Source organism: Jannaschia seohaensis (assembly GCF_900116765.1).
In the GTDB taxonomy this organism is placed as follows: domain Bacteria; phylum Pseudomonadota; class Alphaproteobacteria; order Rhodobacterales; family Rhodobacteraceae; genus Jannaschia; species Jannaschia seohaensis.
The window spans coordinates 377441-398323 of record NZ_UETC01000002.1 but is presented as its reverse complement, the minus strand read 5'-3'; the positions used below and the strand labels follow the sequence as shown (position 1 = coordinate 398323).

At 68.4% G+C, this 20883-nt stretch carries 23 protein-coding genes; 11 read left to right on the top strand and 12 right to left on the bottom strand.

Annotation, left to right across the window (positions count from 1 at the left end):
- Nucleotides 1–20: 20 nt before the first annotated feature.
- The 3 genes from purL to DTQ71_RS06685 all read right to left on the bottom strand — a co-directional run bounded on the left by purL (nt 21) and on the right by DTQ71_RS06685 (nt 3238).
- Nucleotides 21–2180, bottom strand: coding sequence for a phosphoribosylformylglycinamidine synthase subunit PurL (gene purL / locus DTQ71_RS06695; RefSeq protein ID WP_109563497.1), 2160 nt, complete (start codon nt 2178–2180; stop codon nt 21–23).
- A 64-nt stretch (nt 2181–2244) separates the two neighbouring features.
- Complete coding sequence (locus DTQ71_RS06690) at nt 2245–2571, bottom strand: hypothetical protein (RefSeq protein WP_109563496.1); 327 nt, start codon at nt 2569–2571, stop codon at nt 2245–2247.
- 73 nt (nt 2572–2644) lie between these two features.
- Nucleotides 2645–3238, bottom strand: a complete 594-nt coding sequence (locus DTQ71_RS06685) for a DUF1638 domain-containing protein (RefSeq protein WP_245947288.1) — start codon at nt 3236–3238, stop codon at nt 2645–2647.
- Nucleotides 3239–3312: 74 nt separating this feature from the next.
- Between DTQ71_RS06685 and DTQ71_RS06680 the strand changes: the two genes are divergently transcribed.
- A complete protein-coding gene (locus DTQ71_RS06680; protein ID WP_109563495.1) occupies nt 3313–3735 on the top strand; it encodes a hypothetical protein in 423 nt (140 codons plus the stop codon).
- Between the two features lie 42 nt (nt 3736–3777).
- Here the strand turns inward: DTQ71_RS06680 and DTQ71_RS06675 are convergent, their stop codons facing one another.
- The gene (locus DTQ71_RS06675; RefSeq protein WP_170125319.1) at nt 3778–4101 is read right to left on the bottom strand and encodes a YbjQ family protein; all 324 of its coding nucleotides are present in this window, start codon (nt 4099–4101) and stop codon (nt 3778–3780) included.
- A 4-nt stretch (nt 4102–4105) separates the two neighbouring features.
- Nucleotides 4106–4318, bottom strand: a complete 213-nt coding sequence (locus DTQ71_RS06670) for a hypothetical protein (RefSeq protein WP_109563494.1) — start codon at nt 4316–4318, stop codon at nt 4106–4108.
- A gap of 100 nt (nt 4319–4418) precedes the next feature.
- On the opposite strand from DTQ71_RS06670, the gene DTQ71_RS06665 reads away from it, so the two are divergent.
- Nucleotides 4419–5033, top strand: coding sequence for a LysE family translocator (locus DTQ71_RS06665; protein WP_109563493.1), 615 nt, complete (start codon nt 4419–4421; stop codon nt 5031–5033).
- A 527-nt stretch (nt 5034–5560) separates the two neighbouring features.
- Here the strand turns inward: DTQ71_RS06665 and purC are convergent.
- Nucleotides 5561–6322: a phosphoribosylaminoimidazolesuccinocarboxamide synthase gene (gene purC, locus DTQ71_RS06655; RefSeq protein WP_109563491.1), complete on the bottom strand. Its 762-nt coding sequence runs from the start codon at nt 6320–6322 to the stop codon at nt 5561–5563.
- Between the two features lie 147 nt (nt 6323–6469).
- Between purC and DTQ71_RS06650 the strand changes: the two genes are divergently transcribed.
- Complete coding sequence (locus DTQ71_RS06650; RefSeq protein ID WP_109563490.1) at nt 6470–6790, top strand: DUF1476 domain-containing protein; 321 nt, start codon at nt 6470–6472, stop codon at nt 6788–6790.
- A 244-nt stretch (nt 6791–7034) separates the two neighbouring features.
- Here the strand turns inward: DTQ71_RS06650 and DTQ71_RS06645 are convergent, their stop codons facing one another.
- Together DTQ71_RS06645 and DTQ71_RS06640 are read right to left on the bottom strand one after the other, a co-directional pair.
- Entirely contained in the window at nt 7035–8051 is a 1017-nt protein-coding gene (locus DTQ71_RS06645) for a hypothetical protein (RefSeq protein ID WP_109563489.1), read from the bottom strand.
- Nucleotides 8048–8506 (bottom strand): tellurite resistance TerB family protein, encoded by a 459-nt coding sequence (locus tag DTQ71_RS06640; protein WP_109563488.1) that lies wholly within the window; start codon nt 8504–8506, stop codon nt 8048–8050. Before DTQ71_RS06640 ends, DTQ71_RS06645 begins: the two co-directional genes overlap by 4 nt.
- 210 nt (nt 8507–8716) lie before the next feature.
- On the opposite strand from DTQ71_RS06640, the gene bmt reads away from it, so the two are divergent.
- Nucleotides 8717–9724: a betaine--homocysteine S-methyltransferase gene (bmt, locus tag DTQ71_RS06635; protein WP_109563487.1), complete on the top strand. Its 1008-nt coding sequence runs from the start codon at nt 8717–8719 to the stop codon at nt 9722–9724.
- Nucleotides 9721–10626 (top strand): endonuclease/exonuclease/phosphatase family protein, encoded by a 906-nt coding sequence (locus DTQ71_RS06630; RefSeq protein WP_109563486.1) that lies wholly within the window; start codon nt 9721–9723, stop codon nt 10624–10626. Before bmt ends, DTQ71_RS06630 begins: the two co-directional genes overlap by 4 nt.
- A 45-nt stretch (nt 10627–10671) precedes the next feature.
- Here the strand turns inward: DTQ71_RS06630 and DTQ71_RS06625 are convergent, their stop codons facing one another.
- Nucleotides 10672–11721: a PA0069 family radical SAM protein gene (locus DTQ71_RS06625; RefSeq protein ID WP_109563485.1), complete on the bottom strand. Its 1050-nt coding sequence runs from the start codon at nt 11719–11721 to the stop codon at nt 10672–10674.
- A 209-nt stretch (nt 11722–11930) separates the two neighbouring features.
- Here DTQ71_RS06625 and DTQ71_RS06620 point away from each other — a divergent pair, with 209 nt between their 5' ends.
- From DTQ71_RS06620 to DTQ71_RS06605, 4 genes are all read left to right on the top strand, one after another.
- Nucleotides 11931–12635, top strand: coding sequence for a corrinoid protein (locus DTQ71_RS06620; RefSeq protein WP_109563484.1), 705 nt, complete (start codon nt 11931–11933; stop codon nt 12633–12635).
- Between the two features lie 313 nt (nt 12636–12948).
- Nucleotides 12949–14013 carry a zinc-binding dehydrogenase gene (locus DTQ71_RS06615; RefSeq protein WP_109563483.1) on the top strand — a complete coding sequence of 355 codons (1065 nt, stop codon included), beginning with the start codon at nt 12949–12951 and terminating at the stop codon, nt 14011–14013.
- A complete protein-coding gene (locus tag DTQ71_RS06610) occupies nt 14010–14621 on the top strand; it encodes a glutathione S-transferase family protein (protein WP_109563482.1) in 612 nt (203 codons plus the stop codon). The genes DTQ71_RS06615 and DTQ71_RS06610 overlap by 4 nt, the downstream gene beginning before the upstream one ends.
- An 8-nt stretch (nt 14622–14629) precedes the next feature.
- A complete protein-coding gene (locus DTQ71_RS06605; RefSeq protein ID WP_109563481.1) occupies nt 14630–15457 on the top strand; it encodes a GNAT family N-acetyltransferase in 828 nt (275 codons plus the stop codon).
- Between the two features lie 33 nt (nt 15458–15490).
- On the opposite strand, the gene DTQ71_RS06600 is transcribed toward DTQ71_RS06605, so the two are convergent.
- The 3 genes from DTQ71_RS06600 to gabT form a co-directional block, all read right to left on the bottom strand.
- Nucleotides 15491–16039: a carboxymuconolactone decarboxylase family protein gene (locus DTQ71_RS06600; protein WP_109563480.1), complete on the bottom strand. Its 549-nt coding sequence runs from the start codon at nt 16037–16039 to the stop codon at nt 15491–15493.
- A gap of 51 nt (nt 16040–16090) precedes the next feature.
- Nucleotides 16091–17410 (bottom strand): aspartate aminotransferase family protein, encoded by a 1320-nt coding sequence (locus tag DTQ71_RS06595; protein WP_109563479.1) that lies wholly within the window; start codon nt 17408–17410, stop codon nt 16091–16093.
- Between the two features lie 61 nt (nt 17411–17471).
- Entirely contained in the window at nt 17472–18914 is a 1443-nt protein-coding gene (gene gabT / locus DTQ71_RS06590) for a 4-aminobutyrate--2-oxoglutarate transaminase (RefSeq protein ID WP_109563478.1), read from the bottom strand.
- Nucleotides 18915–19118: 204 nt separating this feature from the next.
- Between gabT and DTQ71_RS06585 the strand changes: the two genes are divergently transcribed.
- Together DTQ71_RS06585 and DTQ71_RS06580 are read left to right on the top strand one after the other, a co-directional pair.
- Nucleotides 19119–19685 (top strand): cupin domain-containing protein, encoded by a 567-nt coding sequence (locus DTQ71_RS06585; protein ID WP_109563772.1) that lies wholly within the window; start codon nt 19119–19121, stop codon nt 19683–19685.
- A 209-nt stretch (nt 19686–19894) separates the two neighbouring features.
- Entirely contained in the window at nt 19895–20857 is a 963-nt protein-coding gene (locus tag DTQ71_RS06580) for a TAXI family TRAP transporter solute-binding subunit (RefSeq protein WP_109563477.1), read from the top strand.
- The last annotated feature ends 26 nt before the right edge of the window (nt 20858–20883 follow it).

The following is a 20883-nucleotide window of genomic DNA, read 5'->3' as shown; positions in this document are numbered from 1 at the left end:
ACGCTAAACCGTGCCGAGACCTAGCCGAACGTCGTTTCGAAGGCGCTTCGATAGAGGGTCGAGAGCGACGCCAGCGTGGCTTGCCGGCCGCCGAGCTTGACGTGATCGCCGCCGAACTGGCCCACCATTGTCAGCGACACGCCGGCCTGCCCGGCGGCCACCATCAGCGCCTCGGCACAGTCGAAGGTGCAGGCCAGCAGGTAACGCCCCTGGTCCTCGCCAAAGAGCGCTTCGGTCTCGCGGACATCCAGCGTCACGCCGAGACCGTGCGATTCGGCCAGGGTGAAGGCGGCATAGGCCAGCCCGCCATCGGCGATGTCGGTGCAGGCGGTGATCCAGGCCGCGTTGGCCAGGACGAACTCGCCATTGGCGCGCTCCGCTGCCAGGTCGACCGGCGGCGGCGCGCCGGCCTCTTGCCGCAGATGTTCGGCCAGGAGGGCGGAGCGGCCCAGATGCGTGCCAGCGCCGCCTAACTCCAGCGCCAGCATGCCCGGCTGGATCACGCCGCAAATCCGGTCGTCCAACCGCTCGATCAGACCCACGCCGCCGATCGTGGGCGTGGGGTCGATGCCCTTGCCGTCGGTCTCGTTGTACAGGCTGACATTGCCCGAGACGATGGGCATGTCGAGCGCCACGCAGGCCTCGCCGATGCCCTGGAGGGCGCGGACGAACTGGCCCATGATCCGGGGCTTTTCGGGGTTGCCGAAATTGAGGTTGTCGGTCGTGGCCAGCGGCCGCGCGCCGCGGGCGACAAGGTTGCGATAGGCTTCGGCCACGGCTTGCCGTCCGCCTTGCAGCGGGTCGGCCAGCACGTAGCGCGGCGTAACGTCCGAGGTGAAGGCCAGGGCCTTTTCCGTGCCGTGGACCCGGATCACGCCCGAGTCGAGACCGGGTAGGACAACCGTATCGGCCATGACCTGGGTGTCGTATTGCTGAATGACCCAATCGCGCGCGCAATAGTTCGGGGATCCGATGAGGCTGCGCAGCGCCTCCATCGCGTCGACCTCCGGCAACTCGCCCAGCGGCTCGGGCGGGGGCGTGTCCTCCCAGGGGCGGTCGTATTCCGGGGCGGAGGAGGCCAGGGTGGACAAGGGCAGGTCGGCCCTGATCTCACCGTTGTGAACGATCAGGAAGCGGTCCTCCGCGATCGTCTCGCCGACCACAGCGAAATCCAGGTCCCATTTCTCGAAGACGGCGCGCGCCTCGGCCTCGAGCGCGGGGTCGAGCACCATGAGCATCCGCTCCTGGCTCTCCGAGAGCATCATCTCGTAGGCGGTCATGTTCGCCTCGCGGACGGGCACGCGGTCTAGGTCCAGACGGATGCCGAGCCCGCCCTTGTCGCCCATCTCGACCGCCGAGCAGGTCAAACCGGCGGCGCCCATGTCCTGGATGGACACCACCGCGCCGGTCGCCATCAGCTCCAGCGTGGCCTCCATCAGCCGCTTTTCGGTGAAGGGGTCGCCGACCTGCACGGTCGGGCGTTTTTCCTCGATCGTGTCGTCGAACTCGGCCGAAGCCATCGTCGCGCCGCCGACCCCGTCGCGCCCCGTTTTGGCGCCCAGATAGACGACCGGGCGGCCGACGCCGCTGGCCGCCGAATAGAAGATCTTGTCCGCATCCGCGATTCCCGCCGCGAAGGCGTTGACCAGGCAGTTGCCGTCGTAGGAGCGGTGGAACCGGACCTCGCCGCCCACGGTCGGGACGCCGAAGCAATTGCCATAGCCGCCCACGCCCTCGACGACGCCATGGACCAGTTGCCGGGTCTTCGGGTGATCGGGCCGCCCGAAGCTGAGCGCGTTCATCGCCGCGACGGGCCGTGCACCCATGGTGAAGACGTCGCGCAGGATGCCGCCGACGCCGGTCGCAGCGCCCTGATAGGGCTCGATATAGGAGGGGTGGTTGTGGCTCTCCATCTTGAAGACCACGGCCTGCCCGTCGCCGATATCGACAACGCCCGCATTCTCGCCCGGCCCGCAGATCACCTGCGGCCCGGTCGTGGGCAGCTTCTTGAGATGGATCTTCGACGATTTGTAGGAGCAATGCTCGTTCCACATCGCCGAGAATATGCCGAGCTCGGTGAAGGTCGGCTCCCGGCCCATGATCTCCAGGATGCGGTCGTATTCGTCGGGGCTGAGCCCGTGAGCCGCGATCAGGTCGGGGGTCAGAGCGGGGTCTTGCATGGGGCAGGGTCTCCAGCGGTGCGCCGCTTCCTTAACGGTGCGGCGCCCGAAGGCAAAGGCCTCCTTAGCCGTCTCCGATCCGAAGCTGCATCCGGTCGGCGAGCACATCGGCCGCCTCGGCGAGGCGCAGAGACCCGTCCGGCGCGCGGGCGAGCCCCTCGACGATCAGGGCGGAGATCCCGGCCTCCAGCGCCTCGTCCAATAAGACGATGGAATGGAAGCCGCCATCCGGCAGAGCCCGCGTGGCAACCAGGCGACCCAGCGGAACCGCGTCGGCGGAGAGAACGGGCCGGCCGATCAAGCTCTGCGCCTCTTCGAAGCGCAGCGGGACATGTTCGGCGGCGACCGGCGTGGCCCCCGCCAAAAGCAGGCTGAGCAGAGCGGCGCGCATTTCGCCTCCCATCGTTTGCTATAGCGAATCTATCGCAAGCCCCCCGCCGGTCAAAGCGGAACCGATGGCCCGGTCACAGAGCGGACAGGATCGGCGTCAATTCGCCGTAACCCGTCCAGCGCCGCTCGAATTTCAGGCCCAACCGCTCGGCGGCGGCGCGGGCCCGGGCGGTCAGGTCCGGGTCGTCGGTCTGGGCGAGCAGGACCAGCGTCTCGTAATTGCCGAAATACATGTCCCGCAACTCGGGATGCCGGTCGAGCCCCAGGGGCCGGGTGACGAAGGCGTCGAACTGACGGGCGAGGAAATCGGTCACGTAGAAGGCCGTGGTTTCGTCCCGGGCCGCGAAGCGCTCCTGCCCGTCGAAGAAGGCGTAGCAATGGGGCCCGCGGATCATCTCCACCCCGTGGCGGGCGCAGACCTCGGCCAGCGCGCCGCCGGTGCCGCAATCGGCATAGGCCACGAAGGCGCTGTCATAGGCGCCGGCCCGCTCGCGCAGGCAGTCGTCCACGGCGGGGGCGATGCGGTCGGGCCGGTTGTGAAGGATCGCCGGCAGGCAGTGGAGGTCGAGATGGTCGAGCCCCGACATCTCGCAGATGGCCCTGATTTCATGGGCCAACGCGCCGCAGGCGACGACGAGCACCCGCTTTGAATTAGCTTTGGAGCGCACTGAAATTTCTCCGGATCCGGCTCGTGTCTAGGGGCACCTGCGCAGTCATCTCTGCGCGAGACAAGGAAATATCAATGGCTCACTTGGGATCCTCATTCACGTCCTACGAGACCTTCCTCGGCCGCGCCGACGCCGTCTATGGCGTCAACCTCATGGCGCTGAACAATTCCGGGGTCGAGGGCACGGCGCCCGTCGCGATCAGCTTCGCCGACGCGGTGCCGTATCTCAACGTCTCGCTGTCGGCCTACAATCTGACGCCGAACGTCCTGCACGTGCAGCACATCCACAGGCTGGTCGATCCCGAGACCGGCGAGGCGATCGATTCGACCACGCCGACCCTCGCGGCCGATGCCGACCGCGACGGCTTCGTCGAGGTGCTGGAGGTCGCGCCGGAATACGGCGCCGGCATCGAAGGCGAGGTGAACGGGATGCAGGACGGGTTCGTCCCCATCCTCTTCGCGGCCGCCGATCTGTCGCGGGACGACGCGAACCTGTGACGCACCTCTCCGGGGCGGCGCGGCGCCCCTGACACCCGGCCGTCAGTGCAGCTTGACCGCCGTGCCGTAGGCTATCACCTCGGACGCGGCCTGGGCGATCGTTGAGGTTTCCAGCCGCAGCCCCACGACGGCATCCGCGCCCATGAGCCGCGCTTCCTCGGCCATGCGGTCGATCGCCTGCTCCCGCGCGCCGGCCAGCAGCGATGCGTATTCCTTGACCTCGCCGCCCACCAGGTTCCGCAGGCCCGCGACGATGTCGGAGCCGATATGCTTGGCGCGCACGGTGGAGCCCTTCACCAGCCCGAGGGTCTGAACGATTTCGCGGCCAGCAACGGTTTCGGTCGTGGCCAGGATCAGATCGGCCATGGGCTCACTCCATCCGGTCGTAGTGGTCGTCCGCGGCGCTGCGCAGCCGATCCGAGAGCACGCGCCATCCGATATAGGCGGCGAGCGTGGCGGGGATCAGCCCGAGCCATCCCAGCGGCACCGCTGTGGCCGACACCACGAGCGCGCCCAGCCCGACCGTCGCCAGGGCGGCGATCAGGACGATAACGATGATGAGCACGAGGCGATCTAGCGGCATGGCAGAGGTCTCCTGACCGCTATATGGGCAGCGCTGCCGGAGTTGCCAATCGCTCCGCGATCCTCATCGTCACCAAGGCGTCAACCCTGAGGGGCAGCTTATGACCGAGTTTCCGCTGGCCGCCTGGCAGGTGGCGGTGTTTCTTCCGGCGGCCTTTCTGATGGGGCTCACTCCCGGGCCGAACAACTTCCTTGCGATGGCCACGGCGGGCCGCGCGGGCCCCGGGCCTGCGCTGCGCGGTCTCGGGGGGCGCTGCGCGGCCTTCGCGATCCTGGTGATCCTGGTGGCGTTCGGCCTGGACCGGCTGCTCGCCGGATCTCAACTGGCCTTCGCGGTGCTCAAATGGGGCGGCGTCGCCTATCTCTGCTATCTCGCCTGGCGGACCTGGACGGCGCCGGTCGATGGCGGGCCGGACCCGTCTTCGGGCGGCTGGCGGGAGTTTCTCACCTGCATGGCAAACCCCAAGGCCTATCTGCTGATGACGGCTTTCCTGCCGCAATTCCTGACGACGGGCGATCCGCTGCTGCAACTGCTGGCGCTGGGCGTGCTCTACATCGTGATGGAGGCGCTGGCGGCGCTGGTCTGGATCGGGGCGGGCGCGCTAATGCATCGCGGCGCGCTGACGCCCCGGGGTCGGCTTTGGCTCAACCGCCTGTTCGGGGGCTTGCTCGGCGGCGCGGCGTTGCTGCTGGCGCGCGCCACCCAGCCGGGATGATCGGGTCTCGCTACGCATGGGCTCGGCATCCAGCACGGTGCAGGCCAAGCGGGCCTCGGCGGTGCGGCTGGGCTGGCTCACATAGTCTTCGGCGGCGGTATCGACGATCAGGGCGGCCCCGTCCCCATCGGTCAGCATCGCCGGGGACAGGTCGGATCGCGCCCAGACTTCGATCGATAAGCCGCCATGCTCGCCAACAACGGCGCTGGGCAGATCGCCCGGAGGCGGCCCTGAGTCGCGTCGCCCGCGACATGGCCGCCGGTGGAGAAGAAATCGCAAACCTGGACGATGGGGTGGATGACGCCGCCGGACCTGTCGCGCACCGAGACGGAGCCGATCTGAGCCCCCTCGGTTGGAAACACCTCACCGGCGAGGCTGGCGGTCACGTGGCCACCGGCGGTCGCGACGGTGGGCCGTGCGCGCGAGAGGGGGCAGAATAGGCATGGCTTCGGCCCCCGGATCGTTGGGTTCGGATACCTGTCGCGTTCGTGTTGGGGACGGTTCCCCGGCCGCCGCCCGGCGCGCGCTCAGTTTATCAGCTTGGGCCGCGTCAATGGCGCGGAATTGGCCGGGAGCACGCCGAGTCGCCGCGCGACCTCGGTATAGGCATCGGCCAGATCGCCCAGGTCGTGGCGGAACACGTCCTTGTCCAGCTTCTTGCCCGTCTCGATATCCCAGAGACGGCAGGAATCGGGGCTGATCTCGTCGGCCAGAATCAGGCGGGGGAAGTCGTTCTCCCAGATGCGCCCGACCTCGATCTTGAAGTCGATCAGCTTGATGCCCACGGCCAGCATGCAGCCCGACAAGAAGTCGTTTACGCGCAGCGCGAGGGCGACGATATCGTCCAGATCCTGCTGGCTAGCCCAGCCGAAGGCGATGATGTGCTCCTCGGCCACAAGGGGATCGCCGAGCTTGTCGTCCTTGTAGCAGAATTCGATGATCGGGCGGGGCAGGGGGGTGCCCTCCTCGATGCCGAGGCGCTTGGACAGGCTGCCCGCCGCGACGTTGCGCACGATGATTTCGAGCGGGATGATCTCGACCGAGCGGATCAGTTGCTCGCGCATGTTCAAGCGGCGGATGAAATGCGTTGGTACGCCTACCGAGGCCAGTCCGTTCATGAAGAACTCGGACAGGCGATTGTTAAGCACGCCCTTGCCGTCGATCGTGGCTTTCTTCTCCGCGTTGAAGGCGGTGGCGTCGTCCTTGAAATACTGGACCAGGGTGCCGGGCTCGGGCCCTTCGTAGAGAATCTTGGCCTTGCCTTCGTAGACTTTCTTGCGCCGGGCCATGTGCTCTCCAGGAGTTGGGGACCCCGGCCACATAGGCGTTGCGCGGCCTCGCCGCAAGCGCCGGCCGGCTTTGGCCGGGGCGCGCACTGGCCTTGCCTGCTGCGCGGGACCGGCCCATATCGGGGGCGCAGCAAACGGGAGACGGCCATGTCGGACAATTTCAAGGATCGCGAGAAGAACTTCGAGAACAAGTTCGCCCACGATGCAGAGCTTCAGTTCAAGGTCGAGGCGCGGCGCAACCGCTTGCTGGGCGAATGGGCCGGCGAGAAGCTGGGTAAGTCGGGCGAAGAGTTGAAGCTCTATGCGACGGAGGTCGTGAAGTCCGATTTCGAGGAAGCCGGGGACGAGGACGTGTTCCGCAAGGTCTCGGGCGATCTGTCGGGCAAGGCCGAGGAGTCCGAGATTCGGGCGAAGATGACGGAGCTCATGGAGACCGCCAAGCAGCAGGTCATGACCGAGCTGGAGTAAACTCCGGCGGCGAGTCCCGGACCGGCGCGCCACACCTGGAGGCAGTGCCGATTCGGGCCGTCGCATCGAGATGCCCGGCGCGGGCCGGAATGCCCGGCGCGGGCCGGAGCGCGGGGGGAGATGTTTGGCCGTCCCCTTCGCATGTCTCGGTCTCGCACCGATCGGTTTTTTTTACCCGCCGCCCCGATGCCGGGACGGCGCACCACAACGCCCCATCGGTCGGCCCCCGCGATGTCTGCGGGCGCTAGATGCGTCCCGGTGCGCTGCGGCTGGCGAGGCGTGACAGGCGCCCTTCCGTCAGAAAGTCCATCGCGCGCCCCATGAATCCGCGTTCGGGGGACTCCGGCAAGGTACGGCCCAGAATCGTCTGATCGTCGAAGGCGCTCTCGGGGTGGACGAGGGACCAGCGATCCGTGTCGTTGCCCAGCACGCCTTCGGGCACCAGCCGTGTCCGGTGCATCGCGGCGTCCGAGCCGAAGGGCGCGATCTCGCCCCCGTCGCGGAAGACGACCCCACCTGTGACCAGCTCTTGCGCGACGCTCATGATGGCGGCGATTACCAGGCCCGGCGGTTCCGGGCTCTGGCGGAGTTCCAATTCGTAACCCAGAAGCGCCGAGAGCCCGACAGTGGTGCCGCTGGAGAGTCCTGCCTCCTCGTCGGTGGGATCGTGATCGAAGAGAAGCGGCAGCGTCCAGTCCAGCAGCGGCACCTCGCCCGCGGCGGCGGAGGCGGCGAGGTCGATGGTCTGTTGCGGCGAGAGCACGCGGTCGGACCAGAGCTGGATCGCCCCGGCTGCGATGGGCAAGTCGGCAAAGACGGCGGCGATGGCGGTCGCGCGCCGCGCGGCCTCCAGCCGGTCGGCCAGAGTGGGGCCCCGGCTGGTCACCGCGATCTCCAGATGGGTGTGTGCGGCGGCGAGGCGGCGGGCGAGCCGGTCCACCGGCGTCAGACGGTTGCGGGGCAAAAGCTCCGCCCAGGCGATGTCGGACCGGCGATGCGCGGTGATCGCCGCGGGCGCCGCCGCGCGGCCACAGCTGACGACGCCGACCGGGGCATCCACCGTGTCGAAATGCAGATCCGGCACCGCGGGATCGTCGGGCCAGTCCATCTGCGGGAAATCCTCCTGGAGGGCATCGCGCAACTCGTGCAGGCGCAGGGTCAGGCGGTCCTCCAGCAGGACGAGGATACGGAACGGGGCTGCCAGCCGGCGCGCGCCCTCGCCGCGGGGGCGATGGGCGGTCCATTGGCGGGGCGCGCTCATGACCGTGTCTCCCCATGGGCTTCGCGGCGGGCGGCCAGGACGCGAATCGCCTCCAGGCGGGAGCGGCCGATCCCCAGCCGCCGCGCCATGGGGCGCAGCACGGCGTCGCCGTCGGCGCTGATCTCGCCATCGGTCATGGCAACGCGGCAGGCCAGCAGGATGGCGGCATTGGCGGTGCGGGCGTCCATCCGCTCGGCCGCGTCCGAAAACACGGCCTCGACCCCCTTGCGCGCGATCCCCTCGCTGGCCTGTTGCCCGGCGACCCGGATCGCGTCGCGGTCGAGTCCCTCCAGCCCGGGCAGCGCGCCAAGGGTTTCGATCACGCGCTCGGCGCCGTCCTCTCCGCTGCGACCATCGGCATCGGCAACGATCATGGCGACGGACATGACATCCCGCGCCGTCAGGAAGCCCGGGCCGTGACGGCTGACCGCTCTGAGATCGGTGAACTGTGGCATAGCCGCCTCCGAAATTGGTGACCTGGGTCTCTGGTGCCCCGCCCGGCGGGCTGGATCATGGCACAAATCGGGGCACAAACGGAGAGGATGCCTCGAATTCTAAACAGCTTTTCGCCACTTGTGCCGCGGCTCACCTCCCACATGAGGGATTTCGATTTGCCCCCGGGGCCGGGCGCGGTCATAGAGAGGACTGCCCGATCGGAGTCCGCCATGGCTACATCTCTCTCGACCCTCCTGCGCGACCGCGACTGGCTGCTGGCCGATGGCGCGACGGGGACGATCCTTTTCAATATGGGGCTGCAATCCGGCGACGCCCCGGAGCTGTGGAACGAGACGGAGCCGGACAAGGTACGCGCGCTCTATCGGGGCTCGGTCGAGGCCGGGTCCGATCTGTTCCTGACCAACACCTTCGGCGGCAACGCGGCGCGGCTCAAGCTGCACGATGCGGGCCACCGCGCCGGAGAGCTGTCGCGCATGGGCGCCGAGATCGCGCGCGAGATCGCGGATGCGGCCGGGCGGCCCGTGGTGGTGGCGGGCTCCATGGGGCCCACGGGCGAGATCATGGCGCCGATGGGCCCGCTGACTCATGAGGCCGCGGTCGAGATCTTCCACCAGCAGGCCGAGGGGCTGAAGGCGGGCGGGGCCGACGTGCTCTGGGTCGAGACGATCAGCGCCCCGGAGGAGTTGAAGGCCGCGGGCGAGGCCGCGCGGCTGGCCGACATGCCCTGGTGCGTGACCATGAGCTTCGACACGGCCGGGCGCACGATGATGGGCACCACCTCGGCCGATCTGTCCCGGCTGGTTGTCCGTCTGCCGCATCCTCCGCTGGCCTATGGCGCGAATTGCGGCGTCGGCGCCGCCGACCTCATCCGCACCGTCATGGGGTTCACCGGATCGCTGCCGGTGATCGCCAAGGGCAATGCGGGCATCCCGAAATATCACGACGGTCACATTCACTATGACGGCACGCCCGAGTTGATGGCGCGCTACGCGACCCTGGCCCGCGATGCGGGGGCGACGATCATCGGGGGATGCTGCGGGACCACGCCGGAGCATCTGCGGGCCATGCGCGCGGCGCTCGAATCGACGCCGCGCGGTCCCATCCCCGACCTGGCCGATGTGACTGAGGCGCTGGGCGGGTTCTCGTCCGACAGCGACGGAACCGACGGCCGTGGCCCCACCCGGGAGCGGCGCAGCCGCCGTCGCGCGCGCGAGTGAACCTGGCGTTCGCCGCCCTGACGCTGGTGCTTTTGGCGGCGTTGGCCGCGGGGCTGCTGGGACGGGTTTGGCTGCCGCTCGACAGCTTCGCGATCGTGCAGCCCTATCTCGTTGTCGTGCTGCTGGGGCTGGCGCTGCCGTCCATTCTGCCGGGAGTCCTGCGGGGCGCCATGATCTGTCTCGCGGCGCTGGGCGCTTGGGACGTGCTGCGGCATGTGGACCCCGGGCGCCCGGCCGAAGGCGCGGCGATCCGGCATCTTCAGCACAACCTGCATCTGGGCAATAGGGCGCCGGATCTTTTGGACCGGATGGCCGAGGTCGAGACCGTCACGCTGCAAGAGGTCGGCGAGGCGATCCATGCGCTCGCCGGTCGGCCGGAGGGCTGGCATCTTCGGATTTGTCCTCGGCCGGGCTGGGTGTCGACGGCGGCGCTGACACGGCTGCCCGTGCTCGACAGCGGTTGCACGCCGTCGGGGGCGGCCTGGATCCGGCTTCGTCCGCCGGACTGTTTCGGCGAGGTGGAGGCGCTGACACTCGTCTCGGTCCATCTGTTCTGGCCCTGGCCCGCGGGCGAGGGCGCGCAGGCGCGGCAACTCGCGGGGCTGGTGGCCGAGATCGCCGCTCTGCCAGGGCCGATCCTGCTGGGCGGCGATTTCAACCAGATGCCCTGGTCGGACGCCGCGGGCCGCGTGGCGCGGGCGGCGCGGGGCGAGGTCACGGGCGGCCTGCACACGACCTACACTTTGGCGGATGGGTGGCTGCGCTTGCCCATCGACCACCTCGTCGCGGACGCACGGCTGGAGGTCGCGACGGCGCGCGGCGGGCGCCACGGGTCGGATCACAACGCGCTGCTGGCCGAGCTGGGCCCTGCCGCGCCATCGGGCTGCCCGTCCGACAGTTGAGGGTTCGCTCGGGGCGAAGAGGGCCGGGAGGCCCGATTAGCGGCCTCAGAAAAGGGTGAGTTGGTCCCCCGCACGGCCCGGCCGCTCGAAGAGGTCGCTGCGCAGCGGCGGCAGCTTATAGGCCAGGCCCAACTGCTTGCAGGCCCGGTGGAAGCGCGCCTGCAGCAGATCCGCATGGACGCCGCGCCCGCGCATCCGCTGGCCGAACCCCGCGTCATAGAGCTTGCCGCCGTGGAATTCCCGCACGCGGTTCAAGACCTTGCGCGCCCGGTCGGGCACATGCTCGCGCAGCCATTCCTCGAAGAGCGGCGCCACTTCGAGCGGGAGGCGCAAGGGGATCATGCTGGCCGCCTGCGCGCCCGCGTCTCGGGCGGCGGCCAGGATCGTCTCAACCTCGTGATCCGTCAGCCCGGGGATGATGGGCGAGACCATCACCCGGACCACGACCCCCGCCTCGGCCAGCCGCGCGATGGCGCGCAGTCGGCGCGAGGGCACGGGGACGCGGGGCTCCAGCTTGCGGGCGAGTGCGTCGTCGAGGGTCGTCACAGAGATGCCCACGCGGCACAGTTCCGGCCCCATCTCGGCCAGGATGTCGATATCGCGCTCGACCAGCGTGCCCTTGGTGGTGATCGCCACCGGGTGGCGATGGTCGCGCAGAACCTCTAGCAGGCCGCGCATGATGCGGCGGTCCCGCTCGATCGGCTGATAGGGGTCCGTGTTCGTGCCGATGGCCAGCACGGCGGGTCGGTAGCCCTTGCCCCGCAATTCCCGCGCGAGCGCCTCCGGCGCGCCGGGCCGGGCGATTAGCTTCGTCTCGAAGTCGAGCCCGGGCGACAGGCCGAGATATGCATGGCTGGGCCGCGCATAGCAGTAGATGCAGCCATGTTCGCAGCCCCGATACGGGTTGATCGACCGGTCGAAGCCCAGATCGGGCGAGCTGTTCCGCGTGATAGCGCGCCCCAACGCTTCCTCCCGCACTTCGGTCCTGGGGCGGTCGGGCATCGCGACCTCCCGCGTGTAGGGATCGAACCGGCTGGCCGCGTTGGACAGCGCGCCCCGGGTCGCGACAGGGGTCGGGAGCATCTGGTCGAGCATGGGAACAAAAATAGAACATGAGGGCGTTTCATGCAAGAGGCGAGAATCTTCGATTGGACGCAGATCGCGTCTCGTGCGACGGCGGATCGGCAGATAAGGATCTCAGGGTCGCCTGGGGACCGTGCGCTGTCGGTTTTCGCCGCGTTCGTCATCGGACGGGGTGCGACATCTTGGTCAAGGGGCTTTTGGGCCGGCGAAAGGGAATCCGCATGTCCGACGAAGAAGACGACATCGTCCTGAGTGAACTGAACGACGACGAGCTCGTTCAGCAGATGTTCGACGACCTCTACGATGGTCTCAAGGAGGAGATCGAAGAAGGCGTCACCATCCTCCTGGAGCGCGGGTGGGAGCCTTACGACATTCTGACGAAGGCCCTGGTGGGCGGCATGACCATCGTGGGCCACGACTTCCGCGACGGGATTCTCTTCGTGCCCGAGGTGCTGCTGGCCGCGAACGCCATGAAGGGCGGGATGGCGATCCTCAAGCCGCTCTTGGCCGAGACCGGTGCGCCGCGCGTGGGCAAGATGGTGATCGGCACGGTCAAGGGCGACATCCACGACATCGGCAAGAACCTGGTCTCGATGATGATGGAGGGCGCCGGCTTCGAAGTGGTCGATCTGGGCATCAACAACGCGGTCGAGAGCTATCTGGAGGCGATCGAGCGGGAAGACGCTGACATTCTGGGGATGTCGGCCCTGCTGACCACGACGATGCCCTACATGAAGGTCGTGATCGACGCGATGGTCGAGAAGGGCATTCGCGACAATTACACCGTCCTGGTGGGCGGCGCCCCCCTGAACGAGGAGTTCGGGCGCGCCATCGGGGCGGATGCCTATTGCCGCGACGCGGCCGTCGCGGTCGAGACGGCCAAGCAATTCATGGCGCGCAAGCACAATCAGCTCGCCGCCGGCTGAGGTCGCTGCCTCGGGCGGTCGAGATCGGTCCGGCGGGGGCCGTCCGCACGGCTCTGCTTAGCCGGACGCGGTCGTCCCTCCGCCCTGGCCCGATCTGGCCGGCAAGTCCTCGGCCGATCCGTGCCGCGGGGCCTGCAGCCGGACCGTGCTCCGGTCCTCCCAGCGCCGGGGACGCGGCGCGGACCCTTGCACGCGCGTGCGAATGGCCTGAGACCTGGGCCGTCGCAGACCGAAGCGAGATGCCTGAAGAAGGGGCCACGCGCGTCTTGGCTCGCACCGGCGACCGCTTCGCCATCTGTCCAGGAGCGTTGATATGACCGATCTGCCCGAGGTGATGCGCGGATGGCACCTGACCGGCCATGGCGGGCCGGAGATGCTGTCCTGGCGGACCGACCTGCCGGTGCCGCGGCCCGGGCCGGGCGAGGTGCTGATCGATGTCGGGGCTTCCTCGGTGAACAACACGGATATCAACACGCGGGTCGGCTGGTATTCCAAGGCCGTCACCGGCGCGACCTCAAACGTGGCGACACCGGAGGATGCGGCGGCGGGCTGGGCCGGATCGGCGCTGTCGCTACCGCGGGTCCAGGGCGCGGATTGCTGCGGCCGGATCGTCGCGGTCGGTGCGGACGTGGCCGAGGCACGGATCGGCGCGCGCGTTTTGGTCCGCGCCCTCCAGCAGCGGGAGGACGCGCCTGTCTGGACCTTCGGTGCCGAATGCGATGGCGGGTTCGCGGATTACGCCGTGGCACGCTCGGTCGATGCGCTGGACGTCGTGTCGAACCTTCCGGACACGGTGCTGGCGGCGTTGCCCTGCGCTTACGGCACGGCGCAGACGATGGTCTCTCGGGCCGCGGTCTCGGCGGGCGACCGGGTCATCGTCACCGGCGCGTCGGGTGGCGTGGGGGCGGCGGCGGTGCAGCTCTGCGCGCTGCGCGGGGCGGAGGTGGTGGCGCAATGCGCGCCGGCCAAGGCGGAGGCCGTCCGCGCCCTGGGGGCGTCCGCCACGATCTCCCGCGATGACACGCCCGCGCCAGACAGCGCGGACGTGATCGTCGACCTCGTCGGCGGCCCGGCTTGGCCCGCGCTGATCGCGGCGCTGGTCCGGCGGGGCCGCTATGTCGTCTCGGGCGCCATCGCCGGGCCGATCGTGCCGCTGGACCTGCGCGACCTTTACCTCAAGGACCTGACCTTTCTGGGCTCGACCGAGCAGCCGGCCAGCGCCCTCCCGGAGATCATCGCCGAGGTCGAGGCGGGACGGCTGGTGCCGTCCGTGGCGGCTAGGTTCGCGCTCGCGGACCTGCCCGCCGCGCAGGAGGCATTCCAATCCAAGCGCCATGTCGGCAAGATCGTGCTCGACAACGCGAAAGGCCGTCCATGACACTGACACTCCACCTCGCCCCCGGCACGATTTCTCTCGCCGTCCATGCGGCGCTGGAGGAGGCGGGGGCCGACTACGAGCTGCACTGGCTCGATTTCAAGGCCGGGGACCAGACCTCCGATGCCTATCTGGCGGTCAATCCCAAGGGGCGCGTCCCCGCCTTGGAGACGCCCGAGGGCATCCTGACCGAAACCATGGCGATCCTGGAATGGATCGCGGAGACCCAGGCCCCGGCGCTGATGCCCTCGGACCCCTGGCTCCGCGCCCGCGCGCGGGAGACGATGACCTATCTCGCTTCGACCGCCCATGTGAACCACGCGCATAAGATGCGCGGCCATCGCTGGTCCGACGATCCGGCCGCACAGGAGTCGATGCGCGCCAAGGTGCCCGAGACGATGACCGACTCGGCCCGCTGGCTGGAATCGCGGATGGAGGGAGACTGGGTCGCGGGCACGTTCTCGGTGGCCGATATCTACCTCTGGACGGTGCTCCGCTGGCTGGAAGGGGATGGCGTGGCGGTGGCGGACTTTCCACGGCTGATGGCCCTGCATGACCGCGTTCTGGCCCGCCCTGCGGTGGCGCGGGTCGCGCCGCAGCACGTGCGCTAGGGGCGGGGATGATCCGGCATCGCACCATGACAGAGGCGGATCTCGCCCAAGTCCTCGACTGGGCCGCGGCGGAAGGCTGGAACCCTGGCCTGGACGATGCCGCGGCGTTTCTGGCCGCAGACCCGAGCGGCTTCTTCCTGGCCGACGCGGAGTCCGGCCCGGTCGCCGCGATCTCGGTCGTCAATCACACCGAGGCTTTCGCGTTTCTGGGCCTCTATCTCGTGCGGCCCGACTGGCGGGGGCAGGGGATCGGACTGGCGCTCTGGCACCACGCGATCGCCCATGCCGGAGACCGGACCATCGGGCTGGACGGGGTGCCGGCGCAGCAGGCGAATTACGCCGCCTCCGGGTTCGAGCCGGTGTCCGGCACGGTCCGCTTCGCCGGGCGGCCGGCGCCCGGCGAGACGCCCGGCATCCGCCCCGCCCAAGCCGCCGACCTGCCCTTGCTGATCGAGATGGAGGGGCGGGCTTCGGGCGTCGAAAAGCCCAGATATATGGGGCCCTGGCTGAGCGGGAGCGCGACTCGCGAGACGCTCGTCTCCGAGCGCGCGGGAAAGGTGGAGGGCTTCGCGACCGTCCGGCGGTGCCGCGACGGGGTCAAGATCGGCCCGCTGGTCGCCGAGGATCTGGAGACCGCGGCGGGGCTGATCGCGGCCTGTGCCGCGCGCCATCCCGGAGAGGTCGTGATCGACGTGCCCGGGGCCTCGACGGCGCTCGCGTCGCATTGCGCGGCCTCGGGGATGACGCCGGGCTTCGACACGGCGCGGATGTATCGGGGCAGGCCGCCGGTGCCGTCCGGTGCGATCTATGCGGTGGGCACGCTGGAATTGGGCTGACGGGCCTGTCGCGCCGGGCGCGATTTGACCCGACTAGCCCTCCGCGTCCCCCAGCGGGCGCGATGCCAAGGCCGCAGCGATGTCCTCGTCTTGGGGAACAGCGAAGCTCTTCAGCGTGTAGCCGAGGACGGAATAATATCCGACGGTCGCGATCAGATCGAGGATGCCCTCGGCCCCCAGGACAGGGTCGAGCGCCGCGAGGGTGTCCGCCGACAGCATCCGGTCGTCGAATAGCTCATCGACGGCGCGGACGATCAGCCGGTCTTCGTCGCCCATCTCCTCCAGCGGCCCGCGGATCGACGCGATGCGCGCGTCGCTCAGGCCGCGTGCCCGGGCGCGGAGGATGTGCTGGTCCCATTCATAGCTCGACCCGAGCCGATGCGCCCCGCGCAGGATCGCGACCTCGGACCGTTCGGCGCCCAGGGCCGTCCGGTTCACGACATGCTCGCGCAGCGTGTCCATGGCGCGCAGAAGCGCCGGATGGTGGGCGATCATGCGATAGACATTGAGCCGGCCCGCATAGCCGCCGGCCATGTCGGCGATCTCGGGCGGCCAGCGGTCGGGATGGAGCGGGTCGGGCATGGGGCGGAACCTGGAGGGGGACAGTGAGGGGGGGGATCGGCCCCCCTCGCGTCAGATCACCGCGGCGATTGCCGTGTCGAGCTTGTCGACCAATTCGTCGAGCTGGTCGTCCTCGATGATGAAGGGCGGGGCCAGCAGGATGTGGTCGCCGGTCCGCCCGTCGATCGTGCCGGACATGGGGTAGCAGATCAGGCCGGCCTCGAAGGCCGCCTTTTTGATCTTCCCGGCCACGCCCCGCGACGGGTCGAACGGCGCCTTGCTCGCCCGGTCCTCGACCAGCTCGATCCCGCGGAACAGACCGCGCCCGCGCAGGTCGCCGACATGGGGATGCTGGCCGAACCGATCCGTCAGCTTCCGGTGCAGCTTGTCGCCTTGTTCGACCACGCGGGGAATTAACCCGCGGTCCAGCATCGCGCGCACCACGGCGAGGCCCGCGGCCGTTGCCGTCGGGTGGCCGATATAGGTGTGTCCGTGCTGGAAGAAGCCGGACCCGGCGGCGATGGTGTCATAGATCTCGCTTGTGCAGAGCATCGCACCGATGGGCTGGTAGCCCGCGCCGAGGCCCTTGGCGATGCAGGCGATATCGGGGGCGATCCCGTCCTGCTCACAGGCGAAGAGGCTGCCGGTGCGGCCCATGCCGCACATGACTTCGTCTAGGATCAGAAGGACGCCGTACTTGTCGCAGATCTCGCGGATGCGCTTGAAATAGCCTGGCGCGGGAGGCACGGCGCCGGCGGTCGCGCCGACGACGGGCTCTGCCATGAAGGCCATGACCGTATCTGGCCCGACCCGGAGCAGCTCCTCCTCAAGCGCGTTCGCGGCGCGGCGGCCGTAGTCCTCGGGACTCTCGTCGTCCCGGCGCAGTCGGTACTCGTAGCAGGGGTCGATATGGCTGACATCCAACAGCAGTGGGCCGAACTGCGCGCGCCGCCATTCGTTGCCGCCCGCCGAGAGGGCGCCGATGGTGTTGCCGTGGTAGCTCTGCTTGCGGGCGATAATGCGGCCGCGTCCGATCTCGCCCTTTTCGACGAAATACTGCCGGGCGAGCTTGATGGCGGCCTCGGTGGCCTCGGACCCGCCGGAGACGAAATAGACCCGATCGAGATCGCCCGGTGCGTGTTCGATGAGCAGATCGGCCAGCGTCTCGGCCGGTTCGGAGGTCATAAAGCCGGTATGGGCGAAGGCGATCTTGTCGAGCTGCGCCTTGATCGCGTCGACGACATCGGCGTCGCTATGACCCAGGCAAGACACCGCCGCGCCGCCCGATCCGTCGAGATAGCGCTTTCCCGTGTGGTCGATGAGGTAACATCCGTCGCCGCCGACGGCGACGGGGAGCGTTTGACGCGTGTGACGGGGAAAAACATGACCCATGGGTCTGGTCCCTTCGGAGCGAGGGGTGGGGCCGGGCTATAGCCCAGCCCCCTACGTATCTCTACTCTGCCGCGGTGAGCATCCCTTCCGCAACCGCGTCGGCCAGGGCTGCCTCGAAAATCGACAGCCCCTCCTCGATGATCGCGTCGGAGGCGGTCAGCGGCACCATGATCCGCACCGCGTTGCCATGCATCCCGCAGGACAACAGGATCAGGCCCCGGCGCAGCGCATGGGCGATCACCGATTTGGTGAAGGCGGCATCGGGGCTCGCGGTCTCGAAATCGGAGACGAATTCGACGGCCAGCATCGCGCCGAGGCCGCGAATGTCCCACATGCGGAACGGGGCGCTGCGGGCGCCCATCTCGGCGAGGCGCGCGCGCATGGTCTCGCCCAAAGCGGTGGAGCGGGCGAGCAGGCCCTCGCTCTCGATGGCCTCGATGGCGGCGAGGGCGGCGGCGCAGGCCACCGGGTTGCCGCCATAGGTGCCGCCCAGCCCGCCGGGGGCGAGCGCGTCCATAACCTCGGCGCGGCCCACGACGCCGGCGATCGGATAGCCGCCGGCCATGGATTTCGCCACGGTGATGAGGTCCGGCGCGACGCCGGAATGCTCGATGGCGAACCAGGTGCCGGTCCGGCCGAAGCCCGCCTGGATCTCGTCCGAGATCAGAAGGATGCCGTGCTTGTCGCAGATCGCGCGCAGCGCCTGCCACATCTCGGCCGGGACGGGATGGTAGCCGCCTTCGCCGAGGACGGGCTCCAGGATGATGGCCGCGACGCGCGATGGGTCGGCATCGGTGAGGAAGAGCGTCTCTAGGCCGCGCAGCGCATCCTCGACGGTGATCCCGTTGCGGGCGTCGGGGAAGGGGGCGCGGAAGATGTCGGCGGGGAAGGGGCCCACGTCCTTCTTGTAGGGCGTGACCTTGCCGGTCAGGCCCAGCGTCATCAGCGTGCGGCCATGGTAGCCGCCGGAGAAGGCAATGATGCCGGGGCGGCCGGTGGCGGCGCGGGCGATCTTAACGGCGTTCTCGACCGCCTCGGCACCCGTGGTCACGAGCAGCGACTTTTTGGCGAAGTCGCCCGGCGCGAGCGCGTTTAGCTTTTCGGCGAGCGCGACGTAAGGCTCGTAGGGGACAACCTGGAAGGACGTATGGGTGTAGAGATCCTCCTGCGCCTTGGCCGCGGCGATGACGCCGGGATGGCGGTGGCCGGTGTTGAGAACGGCGATGCCGCCTGCGAAGTCGATATAGCGGTTGCCCTCGACGTCCCAGAGTTCGGCGTTCTCGGCGCGGGCCGCGAAGACCGGCGCGGCGGAGGCCACGCCGCGCGGCACCGCGGCGTCGCGGCGCGCGAGCAGAGCGGCGTTGGTCGCCTGCGGCGTCAGCGGCGCGGCGGCGGGGGGCGTCACCGGGGCCGCTGCGGGCGCCTTCTCGGTGCTGCGCTTGGCGGCAGGTTTGCGCGCTTTGCTGCGCTTGGCGGGGGCGGGCTTCTGGATCGTGTCGGGCATGTTGGGCTATCCTGGGGCAGAGGATCGGAGTGCTCAATTTTCTAATCGATGAATAGATTATTTGTCAATTGCCCCGCGTGTCCCGCGGATCGATCCGGCGGTGCATTATGTTAAGTATCGCAAATAATACGTTTATTTTGGGAGCTTGACGGGCTGCCCGTATGTGTTGCTTAGTATAGTGGACGGATGCTTAGAGGTTTGCGCTTGGATATCGGCGGTCGATTGCGGGCGGTGCGCGAGGCGCGCAAGCTGTCTCAGCGGGAGCTGGCGCAGCGTGCCGGGCTCACCGGCGGGGCGATCTCCCAGATCGAACAGAACCGATCGAGCCCGTCCGTCGCCTCCCTCAAGAGCCTCCTCGACGCCATCGACATACCTCTGAGCGAGTTCTTCGCCGAGATCGAAGAGGATGGGGCGCCCAAATATTTCTACGCCGCCGACGAGTTCACCGAGCTTTCGCCGCAGGATCTGGGGCTGGGCGAAACCGCCAAGGTTTCTCTGCGCCAGCTCGGCAACGCGGCGCGGCACTCGCTTCAGGTGCTCTACGAGACCTATCCGCCCGGGGCCGATACCGGCGCCGAAATGCTGCGGCACGAGGCCGAGGAGGCGGGGGTCGTCATCAAGGGAATCGTCGAGGTCACCGTCGCCGACCAAACGCGCGTCCTCAACCCGGGGGATGGCTACATGTTCGACAGCCGCCTGCCGCATCGCTTCCGAAATATCGGGTCGCAGGACTGCGTGATCGTAAGCGCTTGCACGCCGCCGACCTTCTGATGAGGCGGGTCGTTTCATCTGGTCTTTGCATTTTCCAGAAAATGCGAAACCATAGAGGTGCTCGAATTGGCGCGCGCTGACGGCCAACGAGAAGGCATCGCCGGCCGGCGCGAGGCAATCGCGCGGTGGGAGCGATGCCGTCGAGCGGGAAAGAAGCGGCATGAAAGCCGCCAAAACCAAAACCAAGTATCGATGTCAGGGAGACATAGATGAAACTCGCAAAGATCGCCGCCTTCGCGGCTGTGACCGCCTTTGGCGGGACCGCAGCCTCGGCCCAGGATACATTCGTCACCATCGGGACCGGTGGTCAGACCGGTGTCTACTTCGTGGTGGGTCAGTCGATCGCGCGGTTGGTGAACCGTGGCACTGGCGATCACGGGATCCGGGTGACGGCGCCCTCCACCGGTGGCTCCATCGCCAACATCAACTCGATCATGGCCGGCGACATGGAAATGGGCGTCGCGCAGTCGGACTGGCAGTTCCACGCCTATAACGGCAGCTCCCAGTTCGAAGGCAACCAGTTCGAGGATCTGCGCGCCGTCTTCTCCGTGCATCCCGAGCCGTTCACGGTCGTCGCCCGCGCCGATAGCGGCATCGAGACCTTCGACGACCTGAAGGGCAAGCGCGTCAATATCGGTGCACCCGGCTCCGGCCAGCGGGCGACGATGGAAATCGTCATGAACACGCTGGGCTGGACGATGGACGATTTCGCCCTCGCCTCCGAGTTGGCCCCCGCGGAGCAGTCCGCGGCGCTCGGCGACAACAATGTCGATGCGATCATCTACACGGTCGGTCACCCGAACGGCTCCATCCAGGAAGCGACCTCCACCGTCGATGCGCGCCTGATTTCCGTGCAGGGCGGCGGGATCGACGGTCTCGTCGATGCCAACCCGTACTACGCCTACACGACCATCCCGGGCGGCATGTATGCCGGCACCGACGAGGACGTGACAACCTTCGGCGTCCGCGCGACCTTCGTGACCTCCGCCACGGTGCCTGACGAGGTGGTCTACACGATGGTCAAGGCGGTCTTCGACAATTTCGATCGTTTCCGCAGCCTGCACCCCGCCTTCGCGAACCTGAAGGAGGAAGAGATGATCTCGGCCGGCCTGTCCGCGCCGCTGCATCCGGGCGCGGAGCAGTACTACCGCGAGCGCGGCTGGATCGAGTAACGCCGTCCCCTGTCCGCCCCGGACTT

Coding starts and splice junctions, on each gene's coding strand:
- purL (WP_109563497.1), bottom strand. CDS start 2,180: ATGCAAGACCCCGCTCTGACCCCCGACCTGATCGCGGCTCACGGGCTC.
- DTQ71_RS06690 (WP_109563496.1), bottom strand. CDS start 2,571: ATGCGCGCCGCTCTGCTCAGCCTGCTTTTGGCGGGGGCCACGCCGGTC.
- DTQ71_RS06680 (WP_109563495.1), top strand. CDS start 3,313: ATGGCTCACTTGGGATCCTCATTCACGTCCTACGAGACCTTCCTCGGC.
- DTQ71_RS06675 (WP_170125319.1), bottom strand. CDS start 4,101: ATGGCCGATCTGATCCTGGCCACGACCGAAACCGTTGCTGGCCGCGAA.
- DTQ71_RS06670 (WP_109563494.1), bottom strand. CDS start 4,318: ATGCCGCTAGATCGCCTCGTGCTCATCATCGTTATCGTCCTGATCGCC.
- DTQ71_RS06665 (WP_109563493.1), top strand. CDS start 4,419: ATGACCGAGTTTCCGCTGGCCGCCTGGCAGGTGGCGGTGTTTCTTCCG.
- purC (WP_109563491.1), bottom strand. CDS start 6,322: ATGGCCCGGCGCAAGAAAGTCTACGAAGGCAAGGCCAAGATTCTCTAC.
- DTQ71_RS06650 (WP_109563490.1), top strand. CDS start 6,470: ATGTCGGACAATTTCAAGGATCGCGAGAAGAACTTCGAGAACAAGTTC.
- DTQ71_RS06645 (WP_109563489.1), bottom strand. CDS start 8,051: ATGAGCGCGCCCCGCCAATGGACCGCCCATCGCCCCCGCGGCGAGGGC.
- DTQ71_RS06640 (WP_109563488.1), bottom strand. CDS start 8,506: ATGCCACAGTTCACCGATCTCAGAGCGGTCAGCCGTCACGGCCCGGGC.
- bmt (WP_109563487.1), top strand. CDS start 8,717: ATGGCTACATCTCTCTCGACCCTCCTGCGCGACCGCGACTGGCTGCTG.
- DTQ71_RS06625 (WP_109563485.1), bottom strand. CDS start 11,721: ATGCTCGACCAGATGCTCCCGACCCCTGTCGCGACCCGGGGCGCGCTG.
- DTQ71_RS06620 (WP_109563484.1), top strand. CDS start 11,931: ATGTCCGACGAAGAAGACGACATCGTCCTGAGTGAACTGAACGACGAC.
- DTQ71_RS06615 (WP_109563483.1), top strand. CDS start 12,949: ATGACCGATCTGCCCGAGGTGATGCGCGGATGGCACCTGACCGGCCAT.
- DTQ71_RS06610 (WP_109563482.1), top strand. CDS start 14,010: ATGACACTGACACTCCACCTCGCCCCCGGCACGATTTCTCTCGCCGTC.
- DTQ71_RS06605 (WP_109563481.1), top strand. CDS start 14,630: ATGATCCGGCATCGCACCATGACAGAGGCGGATCTCGCCCAAGTCCTC.
- DTQ71_RS06600 (WP_109563480.1), bottom strand. CDS start 16,039: ATGCCCGACCCGCTCCATCCCGACCGCTGGCCGCCCGAGATCGCCGAC.
- DTQ71_RS06595 (WP_109563479.1), bottom strand. CDS start 17,410: ATGGGTCATGTTTTTCCCCGTCACACGCGTCAAACGCTCCCCGTCGCC.
- gabT (WP_109563478.1), bottom strand. CDS start 18,914: ATGCCCGACACGATCCAGAAGCCCGCCCCCGCCAAGCGCAGCAAAGCG.
- DTQ71_RS06580 (WP_109563477.1), top strand. CDS start 19,895: ATGAAACTCGCAAAGATCGCCGCCTTCGCGGCTGTGACCGCCTTTGGC.